At 34.5% G+C, this 14,742-nt stretch carries 16 protein-coding genes; 1 reads left to right on the top strand and 15 read right to left on the bottom strand.

The annotated features are described in order from the left end of the window. Nucleotides 1-15: 15 nt before the first annotated feature. From BN3326_RS02400 to BN3326_RS02340, 13 genes are all read right to left on the bottom strand, one after another. Nucleotides 16-1,176, bottom strand: a complete 1,161-nt coding sequence (locus BN3326_RS02400; protein WP_069997514.1) for a SpoIIE family protein phosphatase — start codon at nt 1,174-1,176, stop codon at nt 16-18. After that, nucleotides 1,173-2,903, bottom strand: coding sequence for a [Fe-Fe] hydrogenase large subunit C-terminal domain-containing protein (locus tag BN3326_RS02395; protein ID WP_069997513.1), 1,731 nt, complete (start codon nt 2,901-2,903; stop codon nt 1,173-1,175). Before BN3326_RS02395 ends, BN3326_RS02400 begins: the two co-directional genes overlap by 4 nt. Nucleotides 2,904-2,917: 14 nt before the next feature. Further along, the gene (locus BN3326_RS02390; RefSeq protein ID WP_069997512.1) at nt 2,918-3,163 is read right to left on the bottom strand and encodes a (2Fe-2S) ferredoxin domain-containing protein; all 246 of its coding nucleotides are present in this window, start codon (nt 3,161-3,163) and stop codon (nt 2,918-2,920) included. Nucleotides 3,164-3,485: 322 nt separating this feature from the next. After that, complete coding sequence (locus tag BN3326_RS02385) at nt 3,486-5,240, bottom strand: NADH-dependent [FeFe] hydrogenase, group A6 (RefSeq protein WP_069997511.1); 1,755 nt, start codon at nt 5,238-5,240, stop codon at nt 3,486-3,488. Nucleotides 5,241-5,258: 18 nt separating this feature from the next. Then, nucleotides 5,259-7,046 carry an NADH-quinone oxidoreductase subunit NuoF gene (nuoF, locus tag BN3326_RS02380; RefSeq protein WP_069997510.1) on the bottom strand — a complete coding sequence of 596 codons (1,788 nt, stop codon included), beginning with the start codon at nt 7,044-7,046 and terminating at the stop codon, nt 5,259-5,261. A gap of 21 nt (nt 7,047-7,067) precedes the next feature. Continuing rightward, the gene (locus BN3326_RS02375; RefSeq protein ID WP_069997509.1) at nt 7,068-7,466 is read right to left on the bottom strand and encodes a (2Fe-2S) ferredoxin domain-containing protein; all 399 of its coding nucleotides are present in this window, start codon (nt 7,464-7,466) and stop codon (nt 7,068-7,070) included. 27 nt (nt 7,467-7,493) lie between these two features. Then, nucleotides 7,494-7,982: an NADH-quinone oxidoreductase subunit NuoE family protein gene (locus tag BN3326_RS02370; protein ID WP_069997508.1), complete on the bottom strand. Its 489-nt coding sequence runs from the start codon at nt 7,980-7,982 to the stop codon at nt 7,494-7,496. Between the two features lie 239 nt (nt 7,983-8,221). Then, a complete protein-coding gene (locus BN3326_RS02365) occupies nt 8,222-8,932 on the bottom strand; it encodes a PHP domain-containing protein (protein WP_069997507.1) in 711 nt (236 codons plus the stop codon). Beyond that, nucleotides 8,933-9,304 (bottom strand): DRTGG domain-containing protein, encoded by a 372-nt coding sequence (locus tag BN3326_RS02360; protein WP_069997506.1) that lies wholly within the window; start codon nt 9,302-9,304, stop codon nt 8,933-8,935. Next, nucleotides 9,294-10,598, bottom strand: coding sequence for a [Fe-Fe] hydrogenase large subunit C-terminal domain-containing protein (locus tag BN3326_RS02355; protein ID WP_069997505.1), 1,305 nt, complete (start codon nt 10,596-10,598; stop codon nt 9,294-9,296). Before BN3326_RS02355 ends, BN3326_RS02360 begins: the two co-directional genes overlap by 11 nt. A 34-nt stretch (nt 10,599-10,632) precedes the next feature. Beyond that, nucleotides 10,633-11,046: an ATP-binding protein gene (locus tag BN3326_RS02350; RefSeq protein WP_069997504.1), complete on the bottom strand. Its 414-nt coding sequence runs from the start codon at nt 11,044-11,046 to the stop codon at nt 10,633-10,635. A gap of 1 nt (nt 11,047) precedes the next feature. Then, entirely contained in the window at nt 11,048-11,398 is a 351-nt protein-coding gene (locus tag BN3326_RS02345) for a hypothetical protein (protein WP_069997503.1), read from the bottom strand. A gap of 21 nt (nt 11,399-11,419) precedes the next feature. Further along, nucleotides 11,420-12,544 carry an AlbA family DNA-binding domain-containing protein gene (locus BN3326_RS02340; RefSeq protein WP_069997502.1) on the bottom strand — a complete coding sequence of 375 codons (1,125 nt, stop codon included), beginning with the start codon at nt 12,542-12,544 and terminating at the stop codon, nt 11,420-11,422. 213 nt (nt 12,545-12,757) lie between these two features. Here BN3326_RS02340 and BN3326_RS02335 point away from each other — a divergent pair, with 213 nt between their 5' ends. Further along, nucleotides 12,758-13,387, top strand: a complete 630-nt coding sequence (locus tag BN3326_RS02335) for a DUF4397 domain-containing protein (RefSeq protein ID WP_069997501.1) — start codon at nt 12,758-12,760, stop codon at nt 13,385-13,387. Between the two features lie 20 nt (nt 13,388-13,407). On the opposite strand, the gene BN3326_RS02330 is transcribed toward BN3326_RS02335, so the two are convergent. Further along, nucleotides 13,408-13,998 carry a flavin reductase family protein gene (locus BN3326_RS02330; RefSeq protein WP_069997500.1) on the bottom strand — a complete coding sequence of 197 codons (591 nt, stop codon included), beginning with the start codon at nt 13,996-13,998 and terminating at the stop codon, nt 13,408-13,410. Between the two features lie 20 nt (nt 13,999-14,018). After that, the gene (locus BN3326_RS02325) at nt 14,019-14,693 is read right to left on the bottom strand and encodes a CPBP family intramembrane glutamic endopeptidase (RefSeq protein WP_069997499.1); all 675 of its coding nucleotides are present in this window, start codon (nt 14,691-14,693) and stop codon (nt 14,019-14,021) included. Between the last annotated feature and the right edge of the window lie 49 nt (nt 14,694-14,742).

The raw sequence follows: 14,742 nt of genomic DNA, 5'->3' as shown, positions 1-14,742 counted from the left end.
TATACGACTTCCCTTCTAATAGTATTCAATTTCTACAAATTTCCCCAAGCTCACAAGTACCGCCTGCAACTTATCTAAAACATTCAATTTAATGCTTAGTTCATTAGGAAAATCTGGATTTTGATGGGCAGGATTAATGGCTCGCCCAATTAACATTTTAATATGAGTACAGTCTTCGAATAGAATTTTTGCAAGTTTTGAGGCCCCATCCTGAGCATTTAAAAAATCTATTTCCTTTGCAGTTTTTATACATTCCAGCTTCTCAACAGCACCTCTTATTGTCAATACACCTTCCGTTACAAGGTCGACACCTTCCATATAAGCAATAGGTGGAATGTTTTGATCAATAATGTCAAAGTTTGTTTTAATCTCCAACCCACTTTTTCTTGAGACAATGTTAGCTGCCGTACCGCCACACACTAACCTTTTGCCTGTGCAACGCATTAGTATATCTACAACTTCCTGGTCTCTTTCAGGATAAAGCGGCGGACCTGAGAATAAAGCAGCAAGTTTTGGTTTTATTGCTTTAATAGTCACAACAGTTGTATCATCTCCAGGTTTTTCTACGTATAGATCTTCACACACCCCTAATAAAAGATTAGTAATCATTTTGGCTGACATAGATTGATTAACGATTGTATGTAAATAATTAGCTACCTCTTTCCAGCTCCACCCAAGATTTAAAATCATTCCAGCACCGGCATGAATAACACCATCACTTACAAAAACAAGTGTATCCTTCTCCAGTAACTTAAACTTGCTCTCCTTGATGCTTCTTCCATTAATTACTGTAGTTGTTGTATCAAGCAGTTTAACTTGGTTATTTCTTATAAAAAAAACACTGGGATTATCAAACTCAACAACATATACCATGCCATCATGATCTACCTTGATAATAGTAAAAGTTGAATAAGCCAACTTCCTCACTGAACATATTGGAAGCGTATGGATAATGGTATCTACAACCTCTTCAATGCTTAGTCCTTCTTTTAACATGGTAATCGCAATTTTGGCCGTTAAAGTTGCAAGAATATTTGCTTTAACACCACTTCCAAGCCCATCTGATAAAACCGCTATAAAACTATCTTTACTACTAAAAACTTCTACCTTATCGCCACATAACTCTTCTCCATATTTATTTAAACTTCCCGTTGCAAAATCCATAAAAAATTTCATCTCTTGATTCCTTCTTCTTCTAAAATAAGCTGTTTTAACTGAGTTAGTGTCACTTTGGTTTCAGCAGTTGTTTCACCTAGGAGACTTGCTATTTCTTGAGCTACCGTCATTTGCTTATTGATAACTTGTTGTGCCATGTTAATGGCATCTATTTTCATAGTTTGCAGCTTTTTTTCTAGCCTTTCATCTTTTGTAATATCATGTGCAATCCATAGCATGACTTGATGATATTCTATCCATATAATGCTCTGAATCACAACTGAGCCATTTTGCTTAACATTAACTTTTTGGCTTAATATACTTTTTTTAGTCTGTTTTACTTGTTCAAAAAACTCTTCTTCAATGAACATGGCTATAGGAAGTGCAAAGGTATTTTCTTTGGTTATCTTGAAAAACTTTTCAGCTGCTGGATTAAGCTCCACAATCTCTAATTCTTTATTGATAATAAGAATGAGATTAGGTGTTGCATCAAAAATAACATTTGTCAAAGTTTCTGCTCTTTGTTTCATAAACGGTAAGCACATATTAGATTCTGCCATTTCATTATATACGGCGATTGCTTTTTCTCTGCAAGTATGATAGCCACAGCTTCCACAATTAAGTTCGTCCAGCGACGTATACTTTCCAATACTTCTTAATATATGACGTACTTGCTCTTCATCAGGCTGTTTAAGAGGTACATGCAAAGAAGGAAAGACTTGGCTTAAATTTACCTTGCGCCACCAGTCTTCAAAATATGTTATGCCAGATAAGTTTTCTGTCTGATATTGCTTAATAGACTGTTTCTCTGCATAAACTTTAACCCTTTTCTTTTTTTCATAAACATTTGTTCTATCCTGTGGTAATCCAGGTCCTTCAATACAACTATGTCTGCAGCAACTCATCTCAAATAATGTATTAGTGAATTGATTATCCTTTATTGCTTCAATAACTTCTATACATTCATCTATGCCATCAACTTGAACGATTTCTATATTTACGTTTGTTCTATCTATATTCCGAGTTACACCTCCGACTACAGGGTATTGACGTTCACGACTGCCTCGTTCATCAAAATCCTGTACATCTAAATCATTAAGATCTATCTTCTCTTCTTCAAACCACTTTTCTAATTCTTCAAAGGTAAGTACAGCATCTATCGTTTTTTCCTCATGACCTTCTATTTTTTTAGATAAACAAGGTCCTATAAAAACCACCTTTACTTGTTTCCCATATTTTTCTTTTAAGATTCTGCTGTGACACACTGCCGGAGACACAATAGGTATTAAATGGGAGGTTAGCTCAGGATAATGTTTTTGTACAAGATAGTTAACCGATGGACAGCAGCTTGTAATATGACATTTATTCTCATGTATTTTAATATACTTCTCATATTGTTCTGTTACAAAATCAGCTCCAACCACTGTTTCTTCTACATAGGTAAATCCTAGAAACTTAAGTGCTGAACAAATTTTATCAGCATGCTCTCCAAATAGCGCTGCAAATGAAGGGGCTATGGATGCAACTATTTCATTATTGTCTTGAATATATTCTTTAACTGCTTGAAGTTCTGTTTTAACTTGTTTAGCATTTTTAGGACATACCTTTAAACACTTGCCGCATCCTATACATCTTTCTTTCATAATCTGGGCCTGTTCAGATTTAACACTAATTGCATGTACTGGACAGGATCTGACACAAGCATAACAATTCTTACAATTAGCTTTAGAAAAATTAATAATCCACATGATTTAGATCACCCCTATAGGTACGCCATGATTTCATAAATAAATATTTCTCTTGCATTATCTTTTGAAACTGATAAAATTTTATCATCCCACCTTGCCACAGAAACAGCTCCTGTACACCGCCCTATACAAAACGCAGCGTGTAATTCAATTATATTTTCTAACTGATGTTCTTTGATAAGTGCTTTAAAAATTTCTATAACTTGATAAGACCCTTTTAAATGACATGCACTTCCAATACATATTTTAATAGTTTTCATAGTCTTACTCCTTCAACTCCTTAATTATTAAATATATTAAATATTATTTTACTTATAGCCTATCGGATTTCTCCTGGCATATTTATTATATGCATTTGTTATTTTTTTGTCAATCTTTGATACTGCTTTTCTATATATACAACAGATCGCATGTATTTAGCAGCTATTTTTAGTACTATTTTTATATTTAGACTCTAAAATATTGTTATATATATAACATATTTTAGAGTCATATTGAGTTGATGGCACTTATTTTTTTAAATATAAAATAAAAGAAGGTGCGGATATCCACACCTTCTTTTATTTTATAGAGACTCACTATTTATACTTTGTCTTTTGCCTCATAATGTGTATGAAGCAATTTATGCGCTTTATGGCTCATTGGTTTTTCAAAAAACTCAGCATAAAGTTCTTTTACAAATGGATTTTCATGAGATTTACGAATTGTTTTACTTCTATCTTCAGTATAAATTGCAGCTTGACGTTTTTTAAGAATCTCTGTATCTCCATGGTGATATGGTTGACCACCACCACCGATACAGCCTCCTGGGCAAGCCATGATTTCAATTGCATGGAAGTTTCTTGGGTTACCACCTCTGATTTCTTCAAGAAGTTCTCTTGCATTACCAAGTCCATGAGCAATACCAATATTAAGATCCATATCTCCTACTTTAACTGTTGCACTTCTTACGCCTTCAAAACCTCTAAGTTCTTCAAAGTCTACTTTTCCAAGCGTTTCACCTGTTAAAATTTCATAAGCTGTACGTGTAGCAGCTTCAATAACCCCACCAGTAGTTCCAAAGATAACAGAAGCACCTGTTGATTCTCCTAATGGATTATCAAAGTCTTCTTCTGGAAGGTTATTAAAGTCGATATTAGCACGCTTAATAAGATGCGCAAGTTCTCTAGTCGAGATAGAAAGATCTACATCGTTATTAAATTCTGGTCTTGCTGCTTCATATTTTTTAGCTAAACATGGCATGATTGATACAACTACCATTTTTTCTCTTGGAATATTGTATTTTTCTGCAAAATAATTTTTCGCAATGGCTCCAAACATTTGCTGTGGAGATCTTGCTGTTGATGGAATATTTAATAAGTCAGGGAATTGGCTTTCAATAAAGTTCACCCAAGCAGGACAACAGCTTGTAAGTATTGGCAGACTTACTGACTCATCTCCAGCCTGAAATCTTGTTATACGATCAATAAGTTCTGCGCCTTCTTCCATGATTGTTACATCAGCTGCAAAATCTGTATCAAATACATAATCAAAGCCAAGTGCTCTAAGTGCTGCAACCATCTTACCAGTAACAAGAGTACCTGCTTCCATTCCAAATTCTTCACCAAGTGCAGCTCTTACTGCCGGTGCTGTTTGTACTACTACAACTTTATCATTATCAGCAAGATGTCTAACAACATCCCAAGCATGCTCTTTTTCACATAATGCACCTGTAGGACAGACAGCTACACATTGTCCACAATGGGTACAAACTGAATCTAATAGATCCGCTTCGAAAGCAGTTGAAACAACTGCGTTAAATCCTCTATTAATACCTGATAATGCGCCAACTGTTTGTACTTTGTTACACATTGTTTCGCAACGTCTGCACATAATACATTTGTCCATATCTCTTACAATAGCTTTGCTTGTATCTACTGGATAAGTAGATTGTGCACCATCTTTGCCTATTTTGATTTCTCTTACACCAAACTTTACAGCAACATCCTGAAGTTCACAGCGTCCTGATTTTTCACATACAAGACAATCTTTTGGATGGTCTGAAAGTAATAATTCAAGAACTACTTTTCTTGCATTAAGTACTTTAACTGAACGGGTATTAACAATCATGCCATTTGTTACAGGGGTTGCACAAGCTGGTGCTAAGTTTCGGCGACCTTCTACTTCTACAACACAAATTCTGCAAGATGCTGCTTGGTTAACCATTTTTGTATCATGTAAATCTAAATGACAAAGAGTTGGTATATGGACGCCTACTGCTTTTGCTGCTTCTAAGATTGTTGAACCAGCTGCAACACTAGTCTCTTTGCCATCAATCGTAATTTTTAGTTCTGACATCGCTTTCTCACTCCTTTTCTATTCTTTGATAATCGCTGCAAATTTACACTTATCCATACATGCACCGCATTTAATACATTTTGCTTGATCAATAAGGTGTTTTTGCTTAACAGCGCCTTCTATAGCATCTACTGGACAAACTCGCTTACATGCTGTACATCCAATACATTTATCAGTAATCTTATATTGAAGCAATGCATTACATTGACCTGCTGGACATTTTTTATCTTTAATATGTGCAAGATATTCATCTTCAAACACATCTAATGTTGATAAAATAGGGTTTGGAGCTGTCTGACCTAGACCACAAAGCGCTGTATCTTTAATAACTTGGCTAAGGTCTCTTAGGATATCTATGTCTTCCATTGTTCCTTTACCCTCAGTAATCTTTTCTAATAGTTCTAAAAGACGTTTTGTTCCAACACGACATGGCGTACACTTACCACAAGATTCTTCTTCTGTAAACTCTAAATAGAATTTTGCTACGGCTGGCATACAGTTATCTTCATCCATAACAATCATACCACCTGAACCCATCATAGAACCTTTTGCTATTAGATTATCAAAGTCTATTGGCGTATCAAGGTCTTTTTCTGTTAAGCAACCACCTGAAGGCCCGCCAGTTTGTACAGCTTTAAACTTTTTACCGTCTTTAATGCCGCCACCAATATCATAAATAACTTCTCTTAATGTAATACCCATAGGCACTTCAATAAGTCCTACATTGTTAATTTTACCAGCTAACGCAAATACTTTTGTTCCTTTTGATTTTTCAGTTCCAATAGAAGCAAACCAATCTCCACCTTTTAAGAAAATAACTGGAATGTTTGCAAACGTTTCTACGTTATTAACATTGGTCGGTTTAGACCAGTAACCACTTTCAGCAGGGAAAGGTGGTTTAGTAGTAGGCTCTCCACGCATACCTTCCATGGAGTGGATAAGTGCTGTTTCTTCACCACATACGAATGCCCCTGCACCAAATTTAATTTCAATATCAAACTCCAATCCAGTCCCTAATATGTTTTTACCAAGCAGTCCATATTCTTTTGCATCCTGAAGTGCTTTTTCTAGACGCTTAATCGCAAGTGGATACTCAGCTCTGATATAAACTAACCCTTTAGTCGCACCTATTGCATAACCGCAGATTGCCATTGCCTCAACTACTGAATGTGGATCACCTTCTAAAATCGAACGGTCCATGAAAGCTCCTGGATCCCCCTCATCAGCATTACATACCACATATTTTTGGTCTGCTTTGTTTTTATAGGCAAACTCCCATTTTAAACCTGTAGGGAAACCACCGCCCCCACGGCCACGAAGTCCAGACTTTTTAACTTCATCAATTACTTCTTGTTGTGTCATACTAAGCGCTTTTCCAAGTGCTGCGTAGCCATCTCTTGCTATGTATTCTTCAATATTATCAGGATCAATAAAACCACAGTTACGAAGTGCAACACGCATTTGTTTTTTGTAAAAATCCATATGCTTTGAATCTGAAACGACTTCTTCTGTTGTAGGGTCTACGTAAAGTAATCTCTCTACTTTTCTTCCTTTTACAATATGTTCTTTTACCAGTTCTTCTGCATCACCTGGCGTAACTTGTACATAAAAAGTATTGTCAGGAAGAATTTTAACTACAGGCCCTTTTTCACAAAAACCAAAACATCCTGTTTTAAGTACTTGTACTTCTTCTGACATATTTGCTGCGTTGATATGAAACTCAAGTTGTTCTATGATCTCATTGGATTGTGCAGAAATACATCCCGTTCCTCCACATACCAATATATGCATTGTATATTTAGACATTTTTAGGCCACCTCTTTTCTATTACTCATCTATGGATTTGTGAGCTACTGGAATGATACCATCTACCATTTCCCCACTTTTAATATGCTTTTCTAAAATCTCTTTTGCTTTTTCCTTAGTAACATTGCCATATACTACTGGCTCACTTGCTGGAAGTGTCACCTCAATGGTTGGTTCTGCATAACAGTATCCCATACAACCGCTTTGTGTAATCACAATATTATCAATACCTTCTTCTCTTACAAGGTCTGCAAAATAATTCATAATATCTCTTGCACCAGATGCAATGCCGCATGTTGCCATTGCTACACGAATGACTACCATCTCATCTACATTCTCGCCTTTTTCTCTTAAATCAACTTTATTTTTCACATTATCTCTTAAACTTTTAAGGTCATCTAACGACATGATTTTAGGCATATCAATCTCCTCCTATAATTATTATTCTTAATATTCACTAAGAATTTTCTTTACATCCTCTGCTGTTACAATACGTCCATACACTTTTTCTCCAACCAGTACAACAGGTGCTAAGCCACATGCCCCCACGCATCTGAGTGCATCTAATGAAAACTTGCCATCTTCTGTAGTCTGTCCAACTTCAATGCCTAGCTCTCTTTTAAAATAATCTACAACCTTGTCAGCTCCTCTTACATAACAAGCTGTTCCCATACAGACTGCAATAGGATGTTTTCCTTTTGGTACCATTGTAAAAAATGAGTAGAAACTAACTACTCCATATACTTGTGATACGGGAAGGTCAAGTTTCCTGCCTATGAATATTTGAACTTCCTTAGGTAAATATCCAAATATACTTTGTGCTTTATGAAGCACAGAAATAAGAGCACCTCTTTTTTCTGGTAGTTCATCAATGAACTTTTCGAGCTGAGCATACAATTCGTTTGCAAGTTCATTTTTGCAACTTTCACATGACATAATATATCCTCCTCATTTATTCCTTTTTATATAAATTTTTATACTTTATTTGTTAATTTTTTAACAAAAATAGTATAAATTATTTACTTACTTTATGAAAATACCATAAAAATTTTATGTTGTCAATTAATAAAAGACTTTGTCTTAATTATATAATATTTAAACATTTAATACTATTGTTAATTAATGACTGATTTTACTCTAAAACGTAAAAATAGATTTTTAACAATCTATTTTGTTTATTGACGATTAGCACCGAACCGTTTAAATAAGTCATTAACATCAAGATTTTGCGTGTCAAGAAAATTTTCGTGCTGTGATATATCTTGTAAATAATGGGCATCTGATGACTGAATAATAGTAAAATCTTTATATTGCTGCGCATACTCATATACCGAAGCATATTTTGATAATTCAATCATATGAATATCTAACTCTTCTGGAATAAACCCCAAGTTCGAAATAATACTATAAGAATTTCTATCAATATGTGCTGGATAAATAACCCCACCCACTGCTCGCACTGCTTTGAATAAATGCTCGGCTGGTATAGCTGAGGCTGTCAGCAATAATCTTTCTATTTCTCCAATTATTTCATCTTCTTTATTTAGAATATATTGATGCCCAAAGATATCTACTCTGTTTTTAATTTGTGGCATATGACTTGTTACATAATCTTCTATCTCTTTAGCTGTTTTTATATCTTTAAATAGTGCAATACAATGAAATTCCTCCATACATTCTATTTCCATGCCCGGGATTACTAAAAGATCATTTTGTTCTCCTATCTGCATCACTGCTTCACAATTCACACACGTATTATGGTCTGTTATAGCAATGGTTTGCAAACCATTAAGTTTAGCCATGTTAACAATATTATTAGGAGACATATATTCATCTGCACATGGTGAAGCTGCTGTATGTATATGAAAATCATAAGCTATCTTCATCTAAATCTCCTGAATCTGGCTAAGACAGGCTAGTTGACAGACTACATCAAAGCTATTCAATTTTGTACTTAAAACAGGAATACCTTCTTCATTCGCCTTATGAATCATTGCTTCATCAGCCTCCACATTTTCAGTGAGAATAATAGCTGATAATCCGAGTAAACTCGCTACTGCCACAGAATTAATATGACCTTGAATTGTAATCCATACATCTTTTTCTTTGGCATGGGACATGACAAAGCTTAATAAATCTCCTACATATCCCCCTTGAACTTGATTTGTAATGCCTGCTTCTCCTGCCACTAATTTAAGCTGTATTTGTTCAATAATATCTTTAACGATCACCTTATTCAGTCCTTTCTTATTTATCATTATGTGTTGGAATTACTGTTTCTGTAAGGTTATGCATAACCTCTGATAGGTTCTTTATTTTCTTTCTGAGCATAAAGACACATTCTTCAATATTAGCATCTTTTTTAACAACATCTTCTGCAAAGCATCTGCATGTAGGTGCGCCGCATGAACCGCAATCTATTTGAGGTAATTCTTTATAGAGACTTTCAATATCTTCCATCATCTTGAGAGCTTTTTCCATATCCTTATCTAAAGAAAAAACAGGCCTTGGTGTAATTTCTTTACTAAATGAAGCCGGTACCTGAGTTATAGCATTGATAATCTCATTATTATTAATAACATTTTTTGCTGCATCTTCTTCAATCCACTTTTTCAGTGTATAACGACTTACAAAAGGATTTTCAATTGCCAAAGCACCTCCAAGACATCCACCGGTACATGCTAAAGCTTCAATATATTTAATGTCTGCCAGCGTGCCATCTTCTACCTTTTCTAATATGCCTATAACACTTTCCATCCCATCTACCGCAATACGGCTCTTGATAGTATCTTCATCTAGCCCGCCATTTCTCGTTGCCCACGAAAGTCCTTTATAAGTACTTTGTCTTTTTACAGCTATTTGACCATTAGAGTTCATTTTATAGATCATCATCTTATAAATATCCTGCATAGATAATACCCCATCTACATAGGATCGTACTAATCCCTTTGGCCGATGTATATCCGTTGCTTTTGCCGGGCAAGGCGAAATGAAAAAAACACCTATTTCATCTTCCGAAATCCCTTCATCAATATATTTATTTTTAATATATCTTGCGGCAAGCTCCATAGGAGACATAATCGGTAATACATGATGAATAAGTGATGGAAATCTTCTTTGGATAAGTCTTACAATAGCTGGACACGATGAGGAAATAATTGGAAACGTTGAAGCTGTCTTTACATAGTCATAGGTATGTTTCGCAATAACTTCTGCCGCACATCCTACTTCTAATATATCAGTAAACCCTATATGGTATAAAGTACTTAAGATTTGCTCAATATTTTTTGCTTTTGGAAACTGTGCATAAAATGATGGTGCTGGCAGTGCAATACGATATTTATATTTATCTATAAGACTGATCTCATCAGTAACTGCTCTTTTGGCGCCGTTTCTGCAGATCCTAATGCAGTTGCCACAATCAATGCACCTATCTTCAATAATCTTTGCTTTAGAACCTCTTACTCTTATAGCTTCTGTTGGACATCTTTTAATACAATCTGTACATCCAATACACTTATCTTTTTCTAATGTTACTGAATGGCTATGCATAAGGGTAATCACCTTCTCTCTTATCCCATTTGTATTATGTTAAAAAAACTGTTAGCTCTACAGTTGTCCCTACACCAACTTCTGAATAAACATTTAAATGATCACTATATCTTTTCATATTAGGCAGACCCATTCCTGCCCCAAAACCTAATTCCCTGATTTCATGTGAAGCCGTTGAATACCCTTCCTTCATGGCAAGATCAATATCGGGTATCCCCGGACCTTTATCTTTTAGTATAATATGCACCTTATCAGTTGATATATCAACATCTATTACTCCACCATATGCATGTATAACCATATTCATCTCAGCCTCATACATAGAAATAGAGATTTTTCTAATAATACCCGAATCTATCCCTAGCTGCTTTAAAGTACGCTTAAGCGATGCTGATGCTTCTCCAGCAACTAAAAAGTTATCTCCATCTACGTGATATTGTAACTTCATATTAATTCTCTCCTTTACGCATTAATCCTAGTTGATACAGCTCTCCACAAGCTATATAAAGAGGATAGTTTGTTGAAAGAAGAATCATGCTTTTCTGATGTGCCATCTTGATCATGTCTTCTGTTGGTTCCTTCCCTCTTACAAATACAATTGCCTTGATATCCAACATTTCAGCTGTTCTAATCACTTGAGGATTGACAAGTCCCGTAAGCAATAAGACCTCTTCTTTTGCAAACGCCAACACATCACTCATTAAATCACAGCCACATGCTGCAAGTACCTCTCCTTCTAATTTTTCTTCACCTGTCCATACGTTTGCTTTTAATATATCTCTTATCTCTCTAATCTTCATCTTGCCCTCCCATTTTCCCAATTAAGTCTCATACGTTCTAGTACCTGGCAGGCATACTTCAAATAAACCCTCTACTAAATTTGTTTGTATGCGAACCGCTTCCTTAGTTCCAAATAATTCTTTTACTTTATCAAGACCTATTCCGAAATGAAAATCTTTCTCTTTTTGCTGAATAATAAGAAGTCTCGAGTATAACCATGGATTAATCCTAATCCTATCTTCTTTCACCTCCCTATATTCATAACTCATTGGATTAGAAACTTTAATATAATCTTCTTTAATACTTACAGAAGTAAATTGTGCACTATTCCAATAATTACGATGTATAACAGCATTTGATACAACTTCTATTAATGCTGCTTTAGGATAACTTATCGGCACTATTTGCTTGATGATTTCTTCAAAACCCTCTAATATTTTAGAAATATTTCCTGTGACTGCTACTATACGTGAAGCATATTGTATTTCAAGCACAGCTTGAGGAATAAAATTTTGAGGGTTTTTGCCAAAAAGAAGAAGTCCTCCATACGTAGGATAATACACTCCCCTTTCAAAATCTGCTGCAATAATCCCAAGAGTTGATAACACTAATTTATCTTGTTTTTTATAGCTGCCCATATACCCTATGTGTTTATCTATTAGATCAAAATCTAATTCTTCAAGAGTAGCACTGCGACATGGCACATTTTCAAAACTCAGCATACCAAACTGTTGAAGCATATTAGCTATCTCATGTCTGGTTGCCTTATCAGTAGTAGAGCCTCTGCGTACATAAAACGCACCTGTTTGAAGCATTTGATGCGGTACCTGCATACTTTTAAATATTGTCAAGATGCCTATCATTTTATGATTAATCATTTTAGCTTCAAATTTCACTGGAACTGGTGGAACACTCCTATTTGAAATGATTTGCTGAATTCTTTCCTCGATGTTATTTGGGATATCTTCAATCCCTACAATCATTCGAGTCTTATCTTCAATTCCAAATAATATATAGCCTCGCCCACCTGGCGTATTTGCTATAGCTATCACATCTTTTACGAACTCTTTTTTTTCTGATTCCAACTCTAATGATAACTTAAGCTTGAAATCAAGTTTAAACCCTTCATCATTTTTTAGAAGCTGCTTTAATTTATTAAGATTCAATGATGGACTCCTTTCTCGTATAATCCTGAGTAAAGGCTTTTATAATTCATTCTATCACGAAGAATATTTATTATACAACATACTTATTAAATATATTGCCTTAAGTTTTTGTACATTTATAGTTTTGGTCTTAATTAATGGGATAAATTAACACATTTACATTTTATTAACATATAATATAATATGCTAATGCACACTTGGAGGATAATATGTATGTTAAAAAAAGAAAATATACCCCTATCATACATGAGGTTTTTTCATGCTTTACCTATTAAATATAGTATCGATATCTATATAGATACTAAACTTGCATTCCGCGACGTTTTATACGAAGACTTTACTGATTATATTGCACTGTATCCCGGAGAACATACTATTACTATTAAACAGACAAAAAATCCCATTACTGTTTTCAGTATGGTCTGGCATGTTCCTAATCAAAAAATCTATACAGGTATTATTGCGCCTAAAACCAAAGATGGTATGGGTATTGAAATTTATAAAATTGAAGATATTACAAGACCTATTCCGTCCAATAACTTTTTAGTCAGAATCGGTCATTTTAGCATGCCAACCCCAACAATAGATATTTTCTTATCAGATAATACGGCCACCTTTAAAAAAGTAAGCTGTAACGAACTTACTAACTATACACCTTCAAAGCCAGGCATTCATACCCTCGAAATCAAAGAAAGTACTACAGGTAAGTCTCTTCTTAGTGTTCCTAGTATTCGTTTAAAAACAACTAGATTTTATTCTATCTACGTAATAGGCAATAACTCAAAAGAATTTCCGCTTACTATTACAATTCCTCTTGATGGCAACTCCTATTTAAGAATTTAAAAAAATACCAACAAAATGGATTATTTCATTTTGTTGGTATTTTTTACTTTCTTTTTACTTTTAATTGAATAACCAAAAGTGCCTATCTCTTTCCCTAAGGTTAAGTACGCACCATGAGAATACGCAATAAGATCTGTTTTATTTAAATGAAATTTACCCTTCTCATCAATATAGTGAGGATCAACATATACATTTAAAATATCAGCAATAAACATGTGATGTGAACCTAATTCATGTATCTCTTTCACTTTGCACTCGATATTAACTGGACTTTCATCGATCATTGGACAGTGCGTTTCATTCTCGTAACTCGGAGTAAGTCTCATATCTTTAAACTTATCTCTATCTTTTCCTGATTTTACACCACAATAATCAGTGGCTTTTGTGAGTCTTCTGGTTGTAAGGTTGATGACAAAACAGCCTGTTTCTTTAATAAGCTCATACGAATATCTTGATGGTCTAATAGAAACATAGGTCATAGGCGGATTTGTACAGATTGTCCCGGTCCATGCTATCGTGATAATATTGGCATGTTCATGATTGCCACAGCTTACCATTACAGCTGGCAAAGGATATATCATATTTCCTGGTTTCCACTTTTGTTTCATAATAGTCTCTCCACAAATTCTAATTACACTATTGATAAAGTCCCTATTATAAAGCTAATACCATTAATGGTCATATGCATAATAGTAGTGCTTTGGACATTTTTTTCTTTTTCCTTAAGTATTCCAAACCCTATTCCTAAAAATGTTGCGTAGAGTTTCTGAAGTGGCAAGGGATGTATTAAGCCAAAGACGGCCCCTTGTAGTATCACGGCCTGCCATCTTCCAAATCCTAACTTAAGTTTATTTTGTATCTTACCTCTAAAAACATACTCCTCTAATAAAGGGGCAAAAAAAACAAGTACTAAACATCTTACTATATGCTCAGTATTTGAAAACAATCGTTGTACCTGCGTAGCATACTCAGTAAAAAAAACTCCAAGCAGTATATTAATTAAACTTGATACAAACCATAAGACTATGCCATAGCAAATATAAATGACTATCTTCTCTTTTCTAAAATAACGATAATCCGAAAAACTGTCTTTCTTTAAAATAAAATCTTTAAGTAATATACCTGCCAGACAAAAAACTTGTATAAAGAGGTTAATTTTATACATATGATCATTATAAATCTTCATAAAAGAAGAACTGTCCATCCTTAAGAATAATCTCAACAAATAAATAAATATCCACTGACAGCCCAAAAACCATAATAGTGTTAAAGAGGCTTGCAGACTGCATTCCAACTTTTTATACATAGCTTCCCCTCTTAATAGATATTAAAAAAGATAGAGGTTGCCTATAATA

It is taken from the genome of Cellulosilyticum sp. I15G10I2, from assembly GCF_900095725.1.
Taxonomy (GTDB): domain Bacteria; phylum Bacillota; class Clostridia; order Lachnospirales; family Cellulosilyticaceae; genus FMMP01.
Note: the sequence above shows the minus strand (reverse complement) of the source record. Positions and strands in the feature narration are given on the sequence as shown.

Excerpts from the sequence above, each read along its gene's own strand:
- BN3326_RS02400 (WP_069997514.1), bottom strand. The coding sequence starts at position 1,176 with ATGAAATTTTTTATGGATTTTGCAACGGGAAGTTTAAATAAATATGGA.
- BN3326_RS02395 (WP_069997513.1), bottom strand. The coding sequence starts at position 2,903 with ATGTGGATTATTAATTTTTCTAAAGCTAATTGTAAGAATTGTTATGCT.
- BN3326_RS02390 (WP_069997512.1), bottom strand. The coding sequence starts at position 3,163 with ATGAAAACTATTAAAATATGTATTGGAAGTGCATGTCATTTAAAAGGG.
- BN3326_RS02385 (WP_069997511.1), bottom strand. The coding sequence starts at position 5,240 with ATGTCAGAACTAAAAATTACGATTGATGGCAAAGAGACTAGTGTTGCA.
- nuoF (WP_069997510.1), bottom strand. The coding sequence starts at position 7,046 with ATGTCTAAATATACAATGCATATATTGGTATGTGGAGGAACGGGATGT.
- BN3326_RS02375 (WP_069997509.1), bottom strand. The coding sequence starts at position 7,466 with ATGCCTAAAATCATGTCGTTAGATGACCTTAAAAGTTTAAGAGATAAT.
- BN3326_RS02370 (WP_069997508.1), bottom strand. The coding sequence starts at position 7,982 with ATGTCATGTGAAAGTTGCAAAAATGAACTTGCAAACGAATTGTATGCT.
- BN3326_RS02365 (WP_069997507.1), bottom strand. The coding sequence starts at position 8,932 with ATGAAGATAGCTTATGATTTTCATATACATACAGCAGCTTCACCATGT.
- BN3326_RS02360 (WP_069997506.1), bottom strand. The coding sequence starts at position 9,304 with ATGATAAATAAGAAAGGACTGAATAAGGTGATCGTTAAAGATATTATT.
- BN3326_RS02355 (WP_069997505.1), bottom strand. The coding sequence starts at position 10,598 with ATGCATAGCCATTCAGTAACATTAGAAAAAGATAAGTGTATTGGATGT.
- BN3326_RS02350 (WP_069997504.1), bottom strand. The coding sequence starts at position 11,046 with ATGAAGTTACAATATCACGTAGATGGAGATAACTTTTTAGTTGCTGGA.
- BN3326_RS02345 (WP_069997503.1), bottom strand. The coding sequence starts at position 11,398 with ATGAAGATTAGAGAGATAAGAGATATATTAAAAGCAAACGTATGGACA.
- BN3326_RS02335 (WP_069997501.1), top strand. The coding sequence starts at position 12,758 with ATGTTAAAAAAAGAAAATATACCCCTATCATACATGAGGTTTTTTCAT.
- BN3326_RS02325 (WP_069997499.1), bottom strand. The coding sequence starts at position 14,693 with ATGTATAAAAAGTTGGAATGCAGTCTGCAAGCCTCTTTAACACTATTA.